General features: G+C 60.8%; 20 protein-coding genes. 3 read left to right on the forward strand and 17 right to left on the reverse strand.

The genetic code is table 11. The features are described 5' to 3' along the window. Positions 1–9: 9 nt before the first annotated feature. From sigF to VQ071_RS10125, 10 genes are all read right to left on the reverse strand, one after another. Positions 10–768 carry an RNA polymerase sporulation sigma factor SigF gene (gene sigF / locus VQ071_RS10080; protein ID WP_340513859.1) on the reverse strand — a complete coding sequence of 253 codons (759 nt, stop codon included), beginning with the start codon at positions 766–768 and terminating at the stop codon, positions 10–12. A 22-nt stretch (positions 769–790) separates the two neighbouring features. Next, complete coding sequence (gene spoIIAB / locus VQ071_RS10085) at positions 791–1237, reverse strand: anti-sigma F factor (RefSeq protein WP_340513860.1); 447 nt, start codon at positions 1235–1237, stop codon at positions 791–793. Then, positions 1234–1587 carry an anti-sigma F factor antagonist gene (gene spoIIAA / locus VQ071_RS10090; protein WP_090112966.1) on the reverse strand — a complete coding sequence of 118 codons (354 nt, stop codon included), beginning with the start codon at positions 1585–1587 and terminating at the stop codon, positions 1234–1236. The genes spoIIAB and spoIIAA overlap by 4 nt, the downstream gene beginning before the upstream one ends. A 167-nt stretch (positions 1588–1754) precedes the next feature. After that, complete coding sequence (locus VQ071_RS10095; protein ID WP_340513978.1) at positions 1755–2939, reverse strand: D-alanyl-D-alanine carboxypeptidase family protein; 1185 nt, start codon at positions 2937–2939, stop codon at positions 1755–1757. A gap of 427 nt (positions 2940–3366) precedes the next feature. After that, complete coding sequence (locus VQ071_RS10100) at positions 3367–4281, reverse strand: IS1595 family transposase (RefSeq protein ID WP_340513861.1); 915 nt, start codon at positions 4279–4281, stop codon at positions 3367–3369. Positions 4282–4553: 272 nt separating this feature from the next. After that, on the reverse strand, positions 4554–5861 hold the full coding sequence (locus VQ071_RS10105; RefSeq protein WP_340513862.1) for a pyrimidine-nucleoside phosphorylase: 1308 nt from the start codon (positions 5859–5861) through the stop codon (positions 4554–4556). A gap of 43 nt (positions 5862–5904) precedes the next feature. Then, positions 5905–6729: a purine-nucleoside phosphorylase gene (locus VQ071_RS10110; protein ID WP_340513863.1), complete on the reverse strand. Its 825-nt coding sequence runs from the start codon at positions 6727–6729 to the stop codon at positions 5905–5907. 33 nt (positions 6730–6762) lie between these two features. Beyond that, entirely contained in the window at positions 6763–7938 is a 1176-nt protein-coding gene (locus VQ071_RS10115; protein ID WP_340513864.1) for a phosphopentomutase, read from the reverse strand. A gap of 42 nt (positions 7939–7980) precedes the next feature. Continuing rightward, entirely contained in the window at positions 7981–8901 is a 921-nt protein-coding gene (gene xerD, locus VQ071_RS10120) for a site-specific tyrosine recombinase XerD (protein WP_340513865.1), read from the reverse strand. Positions 8902–8960: 59 nt separating this feature from the next. Next, on the reverse strand, positions 8961–9194 hold the full coding sequence (locus VQ071_RS10125) for a DUF4227 family protein (protein ID WP_340513866.1): 234 nt from the start codon (positions 9192–9194) through the stop codon (positions 8961–8963). Between the two features lie 175 nt (positions 9195–9369). On the opposite strand from VQ071_RS10125, the gene VQ071_RS10130 reads away from it, so the two are divergent. Continuing rightward, positions 9370–10656 (forward strand): S8 family peptidase, encoded by a 1287-nt coding sequence (locus tag VQ071_RS10130; RefSeq protein ID WP_340513867.1) that lies wholly within the window; start codon positions 9370–9372, stop codon positions 10654–10656. Positions 10657–10897: 241 nt separating this feature from the next. Here VQ071_RS10130 and VQ071_RS10135 read toward each other — a convergent pair whose 3' ends face one another. Together VQ071_RS10135 and VQ071_RS10140 are read right to left on the reverse strand one after the other, a co-directional pair. Beyond that, on the reverse strand, positions 10898–11362 hold the full coding sequence (locus VQ071_RS10135) for a glutathione peroxidase (protein ID WP_340513868.1): 465 nt from the start codon (positions 11360–11362) through the stop codon (positions 10898–10900). A gap of 30 nt (positions 11363–11392) precedes the next feature. Next, entirely contained in the window at positions 11393–11839 is a 447-nt protein-coding gene (locus VQ071_RS10140; RefSeq protein WP_340513869.1) for a MarR family winged helix-turn-helix transcriptional regulator, read from the reverse strand. A 182-nt stretch (positions 11840–12021) separates the two neighbouring features. Between VQ071_RS10140 and VQ071_RS10145 the strand changes: the two genes are divergently transcribed. Beyond that, complete coding sequence (locus VQ071_RS10145; RefSeq protein WP_340513870.1) at positions 12022–12513, forward strand: glutathione peroxidase; 492 nt, start codon at positions 12022–12024, stop codon at positions 12511–12513. A gap of 149 nt (positions 12514–12662) precedes the next feature. Here the strand turns inward: VQ071_RS10145 and fur are convergent, their stop codons facing one another. From fur to VQ071_RS10165, 4 genes are all read right to left on the reverse strand, one after another. Further along, positions 12663–13157: a ferric iron uptake transcriptional regulator gene (gene fur, locus VQ071_RS10150; protein ID WP_340513871.1), complete on the reverse strand. Its 495-nt coding sequence runs from the start codon at positions 13155–13157 to the stop codon at positions 12663–12665. A gap of 81 nt (positions 13158–13238) precedes the next feature. Then, positions 13239–13859: a stage II sporulation protein M gene (spoIIM, locus tag VQ071_RS10155; RefSeq protein ID WP_340513872.1), complete on the reverse strand. Its 621-nt coding sequence runs from the start codon at positions 13857–13859 to the stop codon at positions 13239–13241. 100 nt (positions 13860–13959) lie between these two features. Further along, the gene (locus VQ071_RS10160) at positions 13960–15144 is read right to left on the reverse strand and encodes an endonuclease Q family protein (protein WP_340513873.1); all 1185 of its coding nucleotides are present in this window, start codon (positions 15142–15144) and stop codon (positions 13960–13962) included. Beyond that, entirely contained in the window at positions 15141–15725 is a 585-nt protein-coding gene (locus VQ071_RS10165) for an NUDIX hydrolase (RefSeq protein ID WP_340513874.1), read from the reverse strand. Before VQ071_RS10165 ends, VQ071_RS10160 begins: the two co-directional genes overlap by 4 nt. Positions 15726–15859: 134 nt before the next feature. Between VQ071_RS10165 and mciZ the strand changes: the two genes are divergently transcribed. Beyond that, the gene (gene mciZ, locus VQ071_RS10170; RefSeq protein WP_340513875.1) at positions 15860–16012 is read left to right on the forward strand and encodes a Z-ring formation inhibitor MciZ; all 153 of its coding nucleotides are present in this window, start codon (positions 15860–15862) and stop codon (positions 16010–16012) included. Between the two features lie 149 nt (positions 16013–16161). Here mciZ and VQ071_RS10175 read toward each other — a convergent pair whose 3' ends face one another. After that, complete coding sequence (locus tag VQ071_RS10175) at positions 16162–17106, reverse strand: helix-turn-helix transcriptional regulator (protein ID WP_340513876.1); 945 nt, start codon at positions 17104–17106, stop codon at positions 16162–16164. Between the last annotated feature and the right edge of the window lie 50 nt (positions 17107–17156).

The following is a 17156-nucleotide window of genomic DNA, read 5'->3' on the forward strand; positions in this document are numbered from 1 at the left end:
CGCATGCGGCTACTGCGCAATTTGTTCCTTGATGCTTTGCAATATTTTCTTTTCCAGACGGCTGACCTGAACCTGGGATATGCCGAGCCGCCCGGCCACCTCGGATTGCGTCTGATCGCGGAAATACCGCAAGTACACGATCAGCCGCTCGCGCTCCGACAACGCCTGAATCGCCTGCGTGAGCGCCAGCTTGTCGAACCATTTTTCCTGGGCGTCGTCCGAGATCTGGTCCATGAGCGTGATCGGATCGCCATCGTTCTCGAATACCGTCTCGTGAATCGAAGTCGGCGGCTTGTTCGCTTCCTGCGCGAATACGATCTCTTCCGACGTCACGCCCAGGCGCTCCGCCACTTCCCCGATCGTAGGCTGCCTGCCGAGCACCTTGGACAGTTCATCCTTTGTCTTGCGCACCTTGCCTGCCATCTCCTTGAGCGAGCGGCTCACCTTGAGCGTGCCGTCGTCCCGCAGGAAGCGCTGAATCTCGCCGATAATCATCGGCACCGCGTACGTCGAGAACTTCACGTCGTACGACAGATCGAATTTGTCCACCGACTTGAGCAATCCGATGCAGCCGATCTGGAACAGATCGTCGGGATCATAGCCCCGTCCCGAGAACCGCTGCACGACAGACCATACCAGTCGTATATTGTTCGATACCAGCATATCGCGGGCGGCCGTGTCGCCCGACTGACTTAGCGCGATGAGCCGCTTGACCTCAGCATCCTCAAGATACCCCGGCGGCGAAGATCGCTTCCATTCGATTTCCATGCCCCCAACCCCTGCCGCGGTATTAGTTGAACAATGCCTTCTTGGACTCGATACGCTTCTTCATTCTGAGACTCGTGCCTTTGTGCGGAGCGCTCGTCGCTTCGAATTCATCCATGAAGTTCTCCATGATCGTGAACCCCATGCCCGAGCGCTCCAGCTCCGGCCGGGACGTGAATAGCGGCTGCCTCGCGATCTCCAGATCCTCGATGCCTCTGCCTTCATCGCGGATTACGATAGAAACCATGTCTCCCGCAATCTCCACTTCAAGATGCACTAGCCCTTCCGGATCGTTGTCATACCCGTGGATAATCGAATTGGTGACGGCCTCCGATACGACCGTCTTGATGTCGTTGATCTGGTCCAGCGTCGGATCCAGCTGAGATACGAAGGCGGCGACGGCGACGCGCGCGAACGCCTCGTTCTCGGACCGAGCGGCAAAGGAGAGCTTCATGCAATTGTCGATGCTCATGATACGACCTCCAGACCGGCTAGCGCCGAGCGTTCATTATCGTAGAAAGATAGAATCTTGAACAAACCTGACAGCTCGAACAGCCGCTTCACATTGTCATGCGCATCGCATACGACCATGCGCCCGCCGCGACCTTTGACCAGCTTGTAGCGGCCCAGCACGACACCCAGACCCGAGCTGTCCATGAACTGCAGATCGCGCAGACTCAGTACGACATGGTCGCATCTGCCGCGCAGTATCGCATCCTCCATCTTGAAGCGGACGATGTCCGCCGTGTGATGGTCCAGTTCCCCTCTCAAGCGAACGATGAGCACATTGCGCTGCTGCTCCAGCTCCACCTGCAAACTCATGCCGATTCTCCTCTCATGCGCCTTCAAGTTTATGGTAGATGCTTATCATTCTACGAGCCGTCTCCTCATTCCTGCCCTCCGACAAAACTAGAAGAAGGCCGTTAAAAGGCGACAAAATACGCAAAGAAGCGGAGACGAATTTTCGTCCCGCCGCCTTGCGTTCGCATCTATTTGCCGCCCATGAACAGCTTGCCTGCCGACCGCTTGAACAGCGTCCAGTAGCTGGCCTTGTCCACGTGCTGCGGCGCCTCGATCGGAAACTCGGACAGCACCTCGTTGCCCCGATAGACGATCAGCTTGCCGACTTCTTGTCCTGCCTTGACCGGAGCGGTCACCTTGTCCTGCAGCACAAGTTCATGACTGATATCCTTGCCGCCTTCGCCCTTGCGAACCAGAATGCTATAAGAATGCTTCGCCGTGAGCGGCACCTCGGCTGTCTCGCCCTTCTCGATCTTCAGCTTGCCGATCGCATCGCCCGCCTTGTAGATCTGTACGTTCGAGTACTGGGCAAACGCATAGTCCAGCAGCTTCGAAACTTCGGCGTTGCGCGTCTTCGTGTTGGGCTCGCCCATGACGACGACGATCATCCGCAGATTGTCCCGCTTGGCCGTCGCCGACAGACAGAACTTCGCCTCGCTGGTGAAGCCCGTCTTCAATCCGTCCGCACCAGGATAAAACCGCACAAGCTTGTTCGTATTGACAAGCCAGAACGGCTTCTCCTTATCCTTGCGCAAATAATCCTGGTAAGCACCCGTATACTTCGTGATCTCGGGATGCTTGAGCAGTTCGCGCGACATTACGGCTATATCGTGCGCGGACGACACATGGCCGGCAGCCGGCAACCCGTTGCAGTTCGCAAATCGCGTATCCTTCAAGCCGAGTTCTTCCGCACGCTTGTTCATCATCTTGACGAACTCTTCCTCGCTGCCGGCCAGCTTCTCCGCTAGCGCCACCGATGCGTCGTTGCCGGAGGCCATCGCTACACCCTTCAGCATATCATTAACCGACATCTGCTCGCCCGGTTCCAAGAATATCTGAGAACCGCCCATCGAAGCGGCATATTCGCTCGTCGATACTTGATCCGTCAGCTTGAGCCTATCATCGTCGATCGCCTCCATGATGAGCAGCATGGTCATGATCTTCGTAATGCTCGCGGGCGGCAGCGCCGAATGACTGTTTTTCTCGTAGACGATTGTCCCGCTGTCGGCGTCCATCAATATCGCCGATCTCGCATTCGCAGCCAGATCCGTCTGCGGCCCCCCCGCTTTTCCGGTGCTGTCTTCCTTCGCCCAAGCCGCACCCGGCAGCATGATCGTCGCGGCGATACCCAGCGCGATCGCCTTGCTCCACATATGTTTTCGTTGTCTATGCTGTTGGTGACTCAAGAATGATGTCCCTCCCACCGGCCGGCTGAACGCAGACCTGGATTCGTCTTGGGACATAGTGTACCCGCAGTATCTTCAACATATTCCAGCTTGTGGAGAAGCGGAGCTTGTTTTTGGAGATGGGGAGCTCAAATGTGGACCTGTATTGATTTTTTTGGGATATTTTGGTTATCTCGAGGCGGATATTACCCTTTCTCCCCTTTTCGGGGCTCATCCCCTTCGCTCAATCTGCTCGCCTCTTAACACATAATTTTATGTTTGGGCGCTTATCCCCTTCGCTCAATAGTATGTTGCTACAGTGTGAGGGCGGAAAGAATGCAGAATGTATGCGAGTGTCTGAATACAATTAAAACTGGTTCTTCACAAACAAGTTGGTGTTGTATAAGAGGGCTCGTTAACCAACGTTAAAAAGATGACGCCACTTGCTGACCCTTAGCTGCAGACACCGCCTCGTCAGTTGACGGCAGGTCACCGTCCGCCGCGTCCCGCACAGGTGCAGCAGATGCCCGAGCACTTGGTTGCTGCCGCGCCTCGATATGTTGAACACAAACGATTGATGGTTTAAATACGCCTGCAAATACTTCGGTCCGATCCCCTGCAGCTTGTGGTCGAACCAATTCATCGCATGCCGAAGTAGCGCCGACAGCGGCTTCAGGCTCTTGACTCCATAGTAGGGGTACATTTTCATCGACTTCACGCTCTCCGGCGCATGGTGCTCCGCGAACTCCTCGTATACGAACCGGCCCAGCAGCCGCGAGTTGCCCGTCACGCTCCGGTCCATATGCTCCATCTTGATCTCGAGCAGCTCTTCGTTATCGTCCATCACTGCGCCGATCACGACTGGCTGATGCTCGGGCTTCATATGCAGGCTGCCGCCCGAATACCACTTGAATCCGTAGATGCCGCCCGTAACCGCCACCGCACCTGTGAGCTGCTGCCCTTCCGCCTCCTGCGTCAGCGCATCGCGCAGCTTGTGGCCGATCAGCCATGCCGTCTTATAGGTCACCTGGAGAATCTCCGCCAGCTCGACGGACGTGCCTTCCTCCGCCACCCACAGCATCGCCCGGAACCACAGCCGAAGCGGCGTGCGTGTGCCGTGCATCACCGTGCCTGCCGTGATCGACGTCTGCCGCTTGCAGGAGGAACAGACATAGAGCGGATACTTGCGCGTCCGGAGGACCGAGCAGTGCGCGTAGTCGCAATCCGGGCAACGAAAGCCGTGCGGCCAGCGCGCCTGGTACAGCGCTTCGACACACTGCGCCTCCGTCCACGACTCCCAGGAACCTGCAGGCAGATCGATCAACAGCATAGGTCACGCCTCCAAAAAGGAACATTTGTTCCCATTTTAAATGGCGACAAAAGCGTTTGTCAATTGTTCCCTGGAAATTCGTTGAGCGAGCGGGATGAGCCCCGAAAAGGCGCGAAAGGGGTGATCGCGGGTCCCGGACTGAGCGAAAGGGATAAGGCCCGAAAAGAAATAGAACACTGATTTCATGCGAGTTAAATTACATTTTTTTACAAATAAAAAAACTCCTTCACTCCAGAACAGGAGGAAAGAGTCTTGAATTGCTGCAACGCAGGTTATTGTACGATCCCGTGCAGTAAAGGTCTGTCCGGACCTCTCTCTGCACCTAGACGGTATGCGGAACGGACGGATTCAATGGCGCTCGCTGCGCGGTCGTCATCGGATTGAACGTACAGCGTGGCGATCGGATCGCCCTTGCGGACGCGATCTCCCGGCTTGGCCGACAGTTCGATGCCCACGGCATAGTCAATCTGATCATCCTTGGTCGCGCGGCCAGCGCCCAAGGTCATCGCCGCGAGGCCGATCGCTTCGGCTTCGATCCCCAGCACGTAGCCATCGGCTGGAGCAGGCACGGGCAGCCGAATCGGCGCTTGCGGGAGCAGCGACAAATCCTCGGTGACGGCAGGATCGCCGCCCTGAGCGGCAAGCAAGTCGGCGAGCTTGCGGAGCGCCTCCCCGGAGGCGATGGCCGCCTCCAGACGGCTCCGCGCTGCGGTGATATCCGGCGCGATGCCTCCCAGGACAAGCATATGGCCGGCCAATACGAGGGATACCTCGCGCAGGTCGTCCGGTCCGTCTCCTCGGAGCACTTCGATCGCTTCGCGTACTTCAAGCGCATTGCCGATCGTGCGGCCGAGCGGCTGGTCCATATCGCTGATGACGGCAACGGTGCGGCGCCCGACTTGGTTGCCGATGGAGACCATCGCCTCGGCGAGTCTCGCAGCGTCTTCGGGTGTCTTCATAAAGGCGCCGTCTCCCGCTTTGACGTCCAACAAAATGGCGTCGGCACCGGCCGCAATCTTCTTGCTCATGACGGAACTCGCGATGAGCGGGATCGACTCGACAGTCGCTGTCACATCGCGCAGCGCGTACAGCTTCTTGTCGGCAGGCGCGATATTGCCGCTCTGGCCGATGACGGCGACGCCGATGTCGTTCACCTGGGCGAAGAAGTCCGCTCGGCTCAGCTCCGTGCGGAAGCCGGGAATTGACTCGAGCTTGTCGATGGTCCCGCCGGTATGGCCGAGACCGCGGCCGCTCATCTTGGCGACCGGGACGCCGCAGGCGGCGACGAGGGGGGCGACGATCAAGGTCGTCTTGTCGCCTACGCCGCCCGTGCTATGTTTGTCCACCTTGATGCCGGCGATCTGGGACAGATCGACTGTGTCGCCCGAGTGAGCCATCGCCAGCGTCAGCGCGGCGGTCTCCTTGTCGGTCATTCCCATGCAGCACACGGCCATCGCCCAGGCGGAGATTTGATAGTCGGGAATCGAGCCGTCTACGAGGCCGTCGATGAGGAACTGAATCTCGGCTTCGCTGAGCTCGCCGCCATGTCTTTTTTTGCGAATGATGTCTACTGCTCTCATATGCGCAGCGTCCTCTCTCTGTATAAGCTCGGTAGCGTCCCTGTCAAAGCTTGGGCAGGAGAGCCAGCACCAGACGAATAAATTGCTGCTTGACGAGCTCGGTCGTCTCCATGACTTCCTCATGCGACAGCGGCTGATCGAGAATGCCTGCCGCCATGTTGCTGATGCAGGAAATCCCGATAACTTCGAGTCCGGAATGACGAGCGACCAGCACCTCGGAGACGGTCGACATGCCGACGGCGTCTGCGCCGATCACGCGCAGCATCCGAATCTCGGCCGGCGTCTCATAATTCGGACCGAGCAGGCCTGCATATACGCCTTCGCGGACAGGTATGCCCAGCTCGGCGGCCGTAGCCTTCGCGAGTTCCCGCAGCCTGCGCGTATAGGCGTCCGACATATCGGGGAAGCGGACCCCGAGCGCATTGTCGTTGGGCCCTACGAGCGGATTGCGGCCCGTCAAGTTCAAATGATCGGATATGATCATCAGATTGCCTGGCTCATAATCCAGGTTGACACCGCCCGCCGCGTTGGTGACGAACAGCGTCTTGATGCCGAGCGCCTTCATGACGCGTACGGGAAGCGCGGTGCGTTCGGGCTCGTAGCCCTCGTACATATGGAACCGCCCGCGCATGAGAGCGACCGGCCGCCCCTGAAGCTTGCCGACAACGAGCTCGCCGGCATGGCCTTCGACTGTCGATACGGGGAAGTGCGGAATATCTTCGTATGGAATCGTGACCGCTTCTTCCATATCGTCTCCGATAACGCCAAGTCCAGAGCCGAGAATCAGGCCGACCTCCGGGCGCAGCTCCGTACGGTCCGCAATATATGCTGCCGCTTCTTCGATAATATTGATGGATTGGTAGACCATGTGATCCGCTCCTCATTCCGTAAAGTAGGTATGTTAGGTCAGCTTGTGCAGGAAGCTCGTCCCGTTCGATGTGCGGGTTACGCCGAAGTTGTCGGCAATCGTGGCCGCCAAGTCGGCGTATGTCGAGAGCGTGCCGAGATCTCCGGGTTTGCCGAAGGAAGGACTGTAAGCCAGCAACGGAACGTATTCCCGCGTATGATCGGTACCGGCGTGTACCGGGTCGTTGCCGTGGTCGGCCGTAATGACGAGCAGATCGTCGTCCGTCAACCGCGAGAGCAGTTCGGGCACGGCACGGTCGAACTCTTCAAGCGCACGAGCGTAGCCGTCCACGTCGCGACGATGTCCGTACAGCGAATCAAAGTCAACGAGATTGGTGAACAGCAGTCCTTCGAACGTGCCGCCGAGTTGACCGATCGTCTTGTCGATGCCGTCTTGATTGCTTTTCGTAGGATAAGACTTCGTGATGCCTTCCCCGCAAAAAATATCGTTGATCTTGCCGACAGCAATGACGTCCTTGCCTGCCTTCTTGAGCGCATTCAGCACGGTCGGCTCCGGCGGCTTGACCGCATAGTCGTGCCGGTTCGGCGTACGCGTGAAGCTCCCCGGCTTGCCGACGTACGGCCTCGCAATGACGCGGCCGACGGAATATTCGTCCTTGTTGGTCAGCCTGCGGGCGATCCGGCAGGCTTCGTACAGCTCCTCCAGCGGGATGACATCCTCATGGGCCGCGATCTGGAACACGCTGTCCGCGGACGTGTAGACGATCCAGGCGCCGCTGCGCATCTGCTCCGCGCCGAGCTCGTCCAGAATCTCCGTTCCCGAAGCGGGCTTGTTGCCCAGGACGCCGCGGCCGGTCTCCGCCTCGAACGCCTCCAGCAATCCTCGCGGGAAGCCGCCGGGGAATGTGCGGAAGGGCTTGTCGATCTTCAGGCCCATCAGCTCCCAATGGCCTGTCATCGTGTCTTTGCCGGCAGATACTTCGGCCATCTTGCCGTAATAAGCCGCGGGAGCGGCTGCGGGCTCCCAATCGGCGAGTCTCGCGATGTTGCCGAGGCCAAGACGCCGCAGATTCGGAAGCTTGAGGCCGGACGGGCCTGCCGCGATATGCCCTAATGTGTGCGCGCCGGCATCGCCGTACGCCGCAGCGTCCGGAAGCTCGCCGATACCGACACTGTCAAGCACGATTACGGTAATTCTTTTAAACGGCATGCCGGAAACCTCCCTCAAAATTCGCGCCTTCGTTCGTACGATTCAATTGTTCTGGCTGTCGCTGCCGCCGCTCGAACGCGGATGGAAGCTGTCGTACACATCTCTTAGCTTCGCCCTGACTGACGGCTGATACACTTGCGTAGCCGTTAAATCCGCATGGCCCAAAATCTCCTGGACGGCTCTCAGGTCCGCCCCGTTGTCAACCAGATGATACGCAAACGAGTGCCTTAGCGTGTGGGGCGTCACTTCCGTGCTGACGCCTGCGGCGGCGGCGTATTTCTTGATCAGCTTCCAGAAGCCCTGCCTCGTCATGCGGCTCCCCAGATGGCTCACGAACAGGGCGTGTTCCGAGCCATTCTCGCGAACCATCCGAGGCCGAGCTTCCTGCAAGTATTTTATCATCCAATCGCGGCACATGGAACTAATCGGAATCATGCGCTCTCTCCCGCCCGAGCCGCGACAGACGAGCAGACGCAGATCGGTCCGGACGTCGGAGACGTCGAGCCCGGTCAGCTCGGTCACACGCATCCCCGTGGCGTACAGCGTCTCCAGCATCGTACGGTCGCGAATGCCTGCATCGTCCGCCAGCTCGGGCGCCTCAAGCAGCCGCTCGACGTCCGTCAACGAGAGCGCCTTTGGCGGTTTGCGTTCCGCCTTGGGAGGCGTCAGACGGGTGGACGGGTTCGACGGCGTTATCTCCGATTCATGGGCATATTGGAAAAAGGCTTTTATGGATACGATTCTGCGGGACAGCGTGGCGTTCGATCTGCCTTGCTCCCGCAGTTCGTGAAGGTACGCGGACAGATGATGCGGCTTGACATCGGCTGCACGGACAATGCCGTGTCGTTCCTCGAGCGTCCGCCCGACATCCTCGAGATCCCGACGATAGCCGTCGAGCGAATTGGCGGCCAGATGCCCGGCCGCCTTCAGGTTCGCCAAAAAATTCGCAATGTCCTGCTTCATGGGGCAGCGTTCCTCCCTCGAATATACTCCCCCATTTTAACCCTGAATTCAGCCGTGCGCTACTCGCCGAGCCAGTAGAACAGTTTCAGCCGGTCCGCAGGGGATGCCGGCCCCGACTGCGGGTCTCCGGACTCGAACACTTTCTCCGCCCTGCCTTCCGGCACGCGGTACGGGTCCAGCGGTGACATCGCCGTCTGCAGCCAACCGTACACATAATGCGCTGCGATCGTCAACGACAAAAATAACAGCGTAAACTGCAAGCGATCCCACCACTTGCCGGTCGCTCCGCTCATACGCCGCCCCTCCCCTCTCCTATACGCTCGTCCGCGTCTATTACCACGGTATGAACGTCATGGAGCGATAATGCCAGGCGGATGCCCGGGCGCCGCACAATCGGTTGCGTTCGCCAATAAAATGCTCTCAGGGACAAATCGCATAAGCATGATTCTCATCAGAAGGGGGAGACGCATGAAGCGGAAAATCAGAGAGGTAGCCAGACAGCTGAGAAAAGTCCAAACGGGAGAGGGTCCTCGCTCGGTCAGAAGCCTCATCGTCCTGAAGCATCGAAAAGGCTACGATAGCTGTCTCCGCCAGCTACGTGCGGCAGGCATACGCCCCGTCAAGACGGTGCGCGGCTGCCGCATGATCGGCTGCAGCGCTCCCAGAAGTACCGACTGGACGGCGCTCGCCAAACATCCGGACGTCGCTTATATCGAGACGGACCGCAGAGCCAAAATACATGGAAAACCCGCATCCGCAGCTGCGAACGGCCTGCGGCGCGGGGCCGCGCGCCGCAAGCGAAGCGAGTCCGCGCGGCCGAATGGGCCGGAGCGTGTGCATCACAAGCGTCGGGAGTCCGCAAATGCCAATCGACTGGCGTGCGCGCCTCACAAAGGGCGTGCGCCGGGTTGCCCCGGCATACCGTGGAACATCTCGCGCGTATTGGCGCCTCCTCTGTGGAACCGCACGAAGGGAGCCTGCGCGCGGCTCGCCGTCATCGATACGGGTATCTCCCCGAACCCTGACCTGTCAATCGCGGGCGGCGTCAATACGTTGGGCGGCCGTTCGTTCAAGGACGACAACGGCCATGGCACGCATGTCGCCGGCATTGCCGCCGCCACGGGCCACAAGCGCATCTTTGGCGTCGCTCCCAAGGTCAAGCTGTATGCGGTGAAGGCGCTGGACGAGTTCGGGACCGGCTTCGTCTCCGACATCGCGGAGGGCATCGACTGGTGTATCGCCAACCGCATGCAAGTCATCAACATGAGCTTCGGCCTCCCCGGCGGCAGCCGCGTGCTTCGCGATGCGGTCGCCAGGGCGAGGCGCGCGGGCATCGTCATGACCGCATCGGCCGGCAACGACGGGCCGGACAATCCAAGGATCGACGCTCCCGCCAGGTATCCCGGCGTGCTCGGGATCGCCGCCACGACGAGGCGGAACCGCCCAGCCTCGTTCTCGAGCAGAGGCGCCGGCATCGCGCTCGCCGCGCCCGGCGTCAACATCCTGTCCACCGCGCCGGGACGCGGCTATGCGCGCATGAGCGGCACGTCCATGTCGTCGCCGCATGCCGCCGGCGGCGCGGCCCTCATCCGAGCCCTCGCGCCGCGTCTGCCGGCGTCCTGCGTGGCGCGCAGGCTCAAAAGCGCCGCCCGCCCGCTGTCCGGCGGCCGGCGCGCGGTCGGGCGCGGCCTGCTGCAGATCGCCCCGGCCGCAGCCGGCCTGCGCTGCGAGCAGCGACGCCGCTCCCGCGAATAATCAAATCCCCTCGCCCGCAAAAGGACGAGGGGATACATAGGCTCGTTCGATAAGGCTTTCACTGCGGTGTCCTCTCAAATAGGGAGGCTGCCGGCAGCTTGGGAACGATGTGATTCCCATCATGGTGGAATGCCGGCTCAAGGCGGGATGCCCACTCATGACGGGATGTCCGCTCAGGGCTGGATGCCGGCTTATGACGGGATACCCGCTCAGGGCTGGATGCCGGCGTTCGCGCAGAAGTTTAGAGCAGCGCTTCGAGCTCCGCGGTCATCGATTCGGGCGTTTCCTTCGGTTCGAAGCGCTTCACCACGTTGCCTTCGCGGTCGATGACAAACTTCGTGAAGTTCCAGGCGATGTCCTGGCCGCCGGTCTCTGCGACGAGATGCTTGAACAGCGGCAGCGCATTTTCTCCGTTGACGTCGCTCTTGGCAAACAGTGGGAACGTAACGCCGTAGTTGATCTTGCAAAATTGCTCGACTTCGGATGCCGAACCCGGCTCCTGCTCCGCGAACTGATTGCATGGGAATCCGAGCACGACCAGTCCTTGGTCTGCATACTGCTCGTACAGCGCCTGAAGCCCTTCATACTGCGGCGTCAGACCGCATTTGCTCGCCGTGTTGGCAATGACGAGCACTTTGCCCTCGTACGCGGACAGCTCGACCTGCTCCCCCCGGATCGACGGGGCGGTGAATTCATAGACGGACATAGTAAGTCTCCTCTCCAGTATCGTTCTCGATTATCGGTCCATGGTCGGCTGAAGCGCCGCCATCAATTCGTTCATCTGACTGCGCACGCTCATCAACAGCTCGACGTCGACGCCCGTCCGGCAGAACGCCAGCTCGGGCACCTCGAGCGCACGCGCCTTGAGCGCTATGCCTCGCTCCGTCAGCTTGATGAGCAGCTGCCGCTCGTCGGCCGCATCCCGGACCCGGGTCAGCAGCCCCTGCGACTCCAGCTTCTTGAGCAGCGGCGTCAGCGTGCCCGAGTCCAGATACAGCCGCTCGCCGAGCTCCTTCACGCTGACTCCGTCCCGCTCCCACAGCGCGAGCATGGCGATGTACTGCGTATAGGTCAGTCCAAGTGTCTTGAGCACGGGCTGGTACAGCTTCGTGATCTCCTTGGCGCAGGCGTATACGGCAAAGCAAGTTTGATTGTCCAGCCTCAGCTTGTCCTCCTCGCGCATGGGCCCTCCTTTCCGATATCGCGCAGCTAGCAAATTAGATTGTTCGCAATCGAATCATATGCAATTTTAAAACCGGCGGACGCCGAAGTCAACTGCTTGACATTCGATTTAAATTGCATACAATTTAATTTATTGCTATTAAACTTGCGTTGAACGCCATCTGTTCAAAAAGGAGCGATCGTATGTCCATCTACGATATCGAGGTTGCAGACGCCCGCGGCGGACGCCGCCGGTTGGCCGACTACAAAGGTCAAGTGGTGCTGATCGTCAATACGGCGACCAAGTGCGGATTCGCGCCGCAGTTCAAAGGCCTGCAGAAGCTGTACGAAAATTACAAGGATCAAGGCTTCACGGTGCTCGGGTTCCCGAGCAATCAGTTCGCCGGCCAGGAGCCGCTCGAGGGCGAAGCGATCGCCCAGGCTTGTGAGCTCAACCACGGCGTGAACTTCCCGCTCTTCGCCAAGATTGACGTCAAAGGGGAAAATGCGCACCCGCTGTTCAAGCATCTGACGAAGGAAGCGCCGGGCCTGTTCGGCACACGCAAGATCAAGTGGAACTTCACCAAATTTCTCGTAGACCGCAACGGCCGCGTCGTGAAGCGCTATGCCCCTACCGAGACGCCCGACAAAATCGAAGGGCGCATCCGCGAGCTGCTGCAGACCGGGAATCGATAAAGGACAGGCATCGGAACGGAATCAGGTAGAGAAAAAAAGCGGGAAGACGGAAAAAGTCCCTGAGGGCCGCAGCCTTCAGGGACTTCGTTTGATAATATGGGTTGATAGAACGCTTCTAGCTCATGCCGCATGTCGAACGGGACGCGGACTTAGGAGGAGATGCCGGAAGCGGCCGCTTCCTCGGTGCCTTTGGACGCGGCTTCGTTCTTGGCCTGGCACTTGGCGCAGACGCCCTGGAAGTCGAGGCGATGGTCGAGAACGGCGAACCCGTACTCGCGCTCCAGCCGCTCCTCGAGCGGCGTCAGCCAGTCCTCCATGATCTCGGACATCGTCCCGCATTGGACGCAGATCAGGTGATGATGATGATGCTTGTTGGAATCGGTGCGAAGATCGTAACGGGCGACCCCGTCTCCGAAGTTCATTTTCTCGACGATATGCATCTCGCTCAGCAGCTCAAGCGTACGGTACACCGTAGCGAGGCCGATCTCAGGCGCCTTGTCCTTCACCAGCATGAATACGTCTTCGGCGCTCAGATGATCTTCTTCGTTCTCCAGCAGCACCCGGACCGTCGCTTCCCGCTGCGGGGTCAGCTTGTAGCCCTGGGACTGCAGCTGCTGCTTCACTTTGTCAATTCGGGCCTCCATGTCGCTCCCCCTCCGCCCCAAAACACACTTGGTTTCATTATAGGGGGAGCTTCTTGGGGAAGTCAAACCGCAGCTGCCGATTCAGGAAATCCAGCGCGCCAGACCCGAGACGATATGCGGCACGACGAACGTCTCCCACATCGAAGCGACGGCTAGCACGAGCAGCATTGTCGCGGCAACGCCCGTATGTGCCGCCAGCGGCGGGAGCAGCCTGCCGCCGCCCAGGAACAGCCGCTCGCGGCCGATGTAATACGCGAAGCGGAGCGCGGATACGCTCGCGACGGCGAGTGCGGGCACGATGACGAGGTTCTGCGGCGCGATGACGGCGAGCGATACCGCGACGCCCTGCCAGGCCAGATGACGCACGGTCAGCCCGATTGCGAAGCCGATGAGCACGCCTTTGAGAAAATCGAGCGCGAGCACGAACGGACTGCCCACGACCGATATGCCGAGCAGCCAGATGAGCGCGAGCCATTTCAGATGAAAAAAAAGCCGCTCGCGGAAGCCTTCGACGGCCGGTGCATTGGATGCCGTGCCGCCAAAATACGCCGCCAACTTGTCGGACAGGCTCTGCTGCTGCTCGAGCGACAGCGCGTTGACGAGAAGCGCGCCGAACACGGCGCCGACCGCGATCAGCACGCCGACGAACAAATACAGATTGAGACTGCCGCGATCCGTCATACTTACGGGCTTCAGCTTCAAGTCGCCTCCGCCTCCCCGCATAAGCTTGTTCCAACGCCTATACGTATGCAGGACTCGTCCCGAATATGCAAGCTCATGCATGCAAGTTCGGATAGGCCAGCTACCCTTCGAGCTTCCCGTACTTGCCTCCGCTGCCGGCCGTCATCGTCAGCTTGCCGGCGCGCGCATCGACGATCGCCCTCGCGATCCGTTCTCCCGCCACGGCCGCGATCGCTTCGAAGTCGAGCCTGTGCAAGACGTCCATCTCCGTGCCCACCTCGCGCAGCAGCCGCTCTCTCATCCGCGGCCCGACGCCGGGAAAGAAGTGAAGCGGCACCTGATGCCGGTAGGGCGGCCTTCCGGCCGGCCAAACCGCGGTCTCCCGGTCGGCCAGGCGCCGGATGCGGACGTCGACGCCGGTCACGAGCCGCGGGCTCCCGCACGCCGGACAGACATCTGCCGCCGCGCCGTTCGGGAGCGGCGACTTGCAGGACGGGCAGAAGCTGGCGTGGTACTTGCCCAGCATCGGGTGCAGCCCCAGGTTGGCCGTCACCCGCCTGCCGTCCGTGCCGCTCAGCGCAGCAGCGAACTCGGCGAACGACGGCTCCGCGATCAGCAGCTCGTTGCATTCGCGTCCGATCATCGCCGCCGAGTGGGCGTCGGAGTTCGTCAGCACGGCGTAGCGGTCGAGCTGCGACAGACGCCCCGCCATCGCGCTGTCGGCGCTGAGGCCCAGCTCGACCGCCGCGATCCCGTCAGGATCGAGTCGGTCGGATATGCGGTCCGCCGAGCAGCCCAGCAGGCCGCGGTGCGGCGTGAAAATATGGGCCGGCACGAGCAGGCCGCCCCGGTCCAGCAGCTCGCGCTGCAGCTCGCGCCCCGTGACGCGTATCCGCTGGGAGCTTAGCGTTACGTTTTTCATCCGCGGCTCCATCCAGCGGGTCCAGTCCTTCATCGCCGCCAGCGACGGCAAATAAGCGAGCAGATGGTAGGGGCCGCCGCCCCAGCCCTCGTCCCGCACCTCCATCTCCACGCCGGGCAAAATGACCGTGTCGCGGTAACGGATGCCCCCGCCCGGCACCTCGGCCATCTCGCCGGTGTCCAGCAGCCGCTCGATATCGTCCTGCACGGCCGGCGCGTGGCAGTCGATGACACCGACGAGCGCGATTCCCTTGCGCTCTGACGCTTCCTCCGCGATCGACTGAAAGGTCAGGCTCCGGCTCGCGCTGATCTTCACGGGCTGGCCGTCCGCGCTGCTGCCGATATGCACGTGCATATCGGCATAGCAGGGCCGTAGCCCGCTCATGCGCCGAATTCTCCCGTCTGGCGGTAGTGGCGCCAGACGAGCACGGCCAGCAGCGTCTTGGCGTCGCAGATGCGTCCGTCGCGGATGTAGGCATCCGCCTGCTCCGGCGTCAGCGCGTCGCAGTCCAGAAACTCATCCTCGTCCAATTGCGCCTGTCCCGCCTCGAGTTCGTCGGCGAAGTACAGATGAATCAACTCGTCCGCAAAGCCCGGCGAGGTCGCAAACGTCCGCACGTGGCGGATGCTTTTGGCCCGGTACCCCGTCTCCTCCTCCAGCTCGCGCAGCGCCGCCGCCTCCGGCTCCTCGCCCGCGTCCAGCTTGCCGGCCGGAATCTCGACCTGCATGCGCTCGAGCGGCTTGCGGAACTGCTCGACGACGAGCAGCTTGCCGTCCAGAACGGCGATCACCGCCACCGCGCCCGGATGCTTCACGATCTCGCGCGTCGCCGTAGCGCCTCCCGGCAGCCGTACCGTGTCCACCTGCAGCGAGATGATGCGGCCGTCGAACCGCTTGTCGGTCGATATCGTTTCCTCGTAATAGGGATGGTTGGACGTGCTGCCGCCTTCGTTGTTCGCGTTCATATACTTGTCCTCCGCTTCGATAAGATGCTGTCATCAGCCGGCGCACCGGCGCATACAACAAACATAAAGACTTGTCCCGCCGAATGCAAGACGAGCGTCACGCGGCCGGCGGGACATCCGGGGAGGATTCGAATATGCTTAAACGATACGAGGGGCCCGACCGCATCCGCTGGGTCGGCAAAGCGTGGGAGATCAAGCGCTCGCTCGCGGTTCTGCAGCGGCAAAAAGGCGGCGCGGCCCGCTTGGCGGATCTGCTGCCGTCAAACAGAAGGCCGGCGGCGCGCTAAAACCGCCATGTACCCGCCAGCTTAACAACTTGCCAGCTCGCCAAACTGAACGTCATCAGATCAAAAAAACGTTGAAGCTCCGCCCGGGCGGCGATTCAACGTTTTTTCTTTTTCTAATGGGTGATTGTCCGGTCCGGGAAGCTCGAGTATCAGCCGTATCGCAGCAGCATCTCGGACAGCTTGGCGCGAATCGCCTCACGCAGCGCCTCGGGCCCCGCCACAGCGGCCTCCCCGCCCAGTCCGATGAAAAAATCGGCGTAAAACGGAATGTCGCCGCCGTCTACGTCGCGATCGATAAAGCCGCTGCCGTCTTCGCGCATATCGAGCATCGGCGCGAGCCACAGCTCGGCTTCGCAGCGCTGTACGCCCGCACGGCTCAGCTCGACCCGAAGGCGCACGGGCTCCCGCAGCTCGGCGGCTTCGTGGCGGCTCAGGCGCATGTCGCCCAGGACGAGCGGCTCCATGCCCGAGTCGTCGCGCGCGGCTTCGCGAATCCGGTCGCAGCGGAACACGCGGTAGCCCGATCGCAAAAAGCAGTAGGCCGTGCAGTACCACAGGCCGTTGTTCGCATAGATGCGTACGGGCTGAATCAGGCGGCGGCGCTCGCCCTCCTCCTTGGTCGCATAGACGATGGAGAGCACCTGCTGGCGCACCGCCGCATCGAGCAGCACGGCGAGGCACGGCGCGTCGCCCCTTCTCATCGGCGTGATGAAGTCCACCCGGTTTTTCATACCGTCGATCCGGTCCCTGACGTCGCCGGGCATATGCAGATAAAACTTGCTGAGCGCCGAAGCGGACTCCGCCTCGAACGGCAGCGACCTGTAATGCCGCAGCGCATGCACAGCAAAAAACATCGCGACCGCCTCCTCCTCCGTGAAGGCGATCGGCGGCAGCACACGTTCCCGGACGACCTGGTAACCGCCGTGCGGGCCTACCTCCGAGTACAGCGGCACGCCAAGCTCGCTCAGCTCCTGCAGATCCCTCAATATCGTGCGCTTCGATACGCCGAATTCGTCGGCCAGCTCCTGCACCTTGAACCGGCGCTTGCGATTGACCGTCATCATCAGCTCCATCAGCCGTTTCGATTTGGGCATGGCGGCTCCTCCCGAACCTTTCTTAGCGGCAGCAAAGGTTCATGACAATT

Source organism: Cohnella sp. 56 (assembly GCF_037963805.1).
Lineage (GTDB): Bacteria > Bacillota > Bacilli > Paenibacillales > Paenibacillaceae > Cohnella.

Excerpts from the sequence above, each read along its gene's own strand:
- VQ071_RS10100 (WP_340513861.1), bottom strand. The coding sequence starts at position 4,281 with ATGCTGTTGATCGATCTGCCTGCAGGTTCCTGGGAGTCGTGGACGGAG.
- xerD (WP_340513865.1), bottom strand. The coding sequence starts at position 8,901 with ATGAAGCAGGACATTGCGAATTTTTTGGCGAACCTGAAGGCGGCCGGG.
- VQ071_RS10110 (WP_340513863.1), bottom strand. The coding sequence starts at position 6,729 with ATGGTCTACCAATCCATCAATATTATCGAAGAAGCGGCAGCATATATT.
- VQ071_RS10095 (WP_340513978.1), bottom strand. The coding sequence starts at position 2,939 with ATGTGGAGCAAGGCGATCGCGCTGGGTATCGCCGCGACGATCATGCTG.
- mciZ (WP_340513875.1), top strand. The coding sequence starts at position 15,860 with ATGCTTAAACGATACGAGGGGCCCGACCGCATCCGCTGGGTCGGCAAA.
- VQ071_RS10115 (WP_340513864.1), bottom strand. The coding sequence starts at position 7,938 with ATGCCGTTTAAAAGAATTACCGTAATCGTGCTTGACAGTGTCGGTATC.
- sigF (WP_340513859.1), bottom strand. The coding sequence starts at position 768 with ATGGAAATCGAATGGAAGCGATCTTCGCCGCCGGGGTATCTTGAGGAT.
- spoIIAB (WP_340513860.1), bottom strand. The coding sequence starts at position 1,237 with ATGAGCATCGACAATTGCATGAAGCTCTCCTTTGCCGCTCGGTCCGAG.
- VQ071_RS10105 (WP_340513862.1), bottom strand. The coding sequence starts at position 5,861 with ATGAGAGCAGTAGACATCATTCGCAAAAAAAGACATGGCGGCGAGCTC.
- VQ071_RS10135 (WP_340513868.1), bottom strand. The coding sequence starts at position 11,362 with ATGTCCGTCTATGAATTCACCGCCCCGTCGATCCGGGGGGAGCAGGTC.
- VQ071_RS10130 (WP_340513867.1), top strand. The coding sequence starts at position 9,370 with ATGAAGCGGAAAATCAGAGAGGTAGCCAGACAGCTGAGAAAAGTCCAA.
- VQ071_RS10145 (WP_340513870.1), top strand. The coding sequence starts at position 12,022 with ATGTCCATCTACGATATCGAGGTTGCAGACGCCCGCGGCGGACGCCGC.
- VQ071_RS10125 (WP_340513866.1), bottom strand. The coding sequence starts at position 9,194 with ATGAGCGGAGCGACCGGCAAGTGGTGGGATCGCTTGCAGTTTACGCTG.
- VQ071_RS10175 (WP_340513876.1), bottom strand. The coding sequence starts at position 17,106 with ATGCCCAAATCGAAACGGCTGATGGAGCTGATGATGACGGTCAATCGC.
- VQ071_RS10165 (WP_340513874.1), bottom strand. The coding sequence starts at position 15,725 with ATGAACGCGAACAACGAAGGCGGCAGCACGTCCAACCATCCCTATTAC.
- VQ071_RS10140 (WP_340513869.1), bottom strand. The coding sequence starts at position 11,839 with ATGCGCGAGGAGGACAAGCTGAGGCTGGACAATCAAACTTGCTTTGCC.
- VQ071_RS10160 (WP_340513873.1), bottom strand. The coding sequence starts at position 15,144 with ATGAGCGGGCTACGGCCCTGCTATGCCGATATGCACGTGCATATCGGC.
- fur (WP_340513871.1), bottom strand. The coding sequence starts at position 13,157 with ATGGAGGCCCGAATTGACAAAGTGAAGCAGCAGCTGCAGTCCCAGGGC.
- spoIIAA (WP_090112966.1), bottom strand. The coding sequence starts at position 1,587 with ATGAGTTTGCAGGTGGAGCTGGAGCAGCAGCGCAATGTGCTCATCGTT.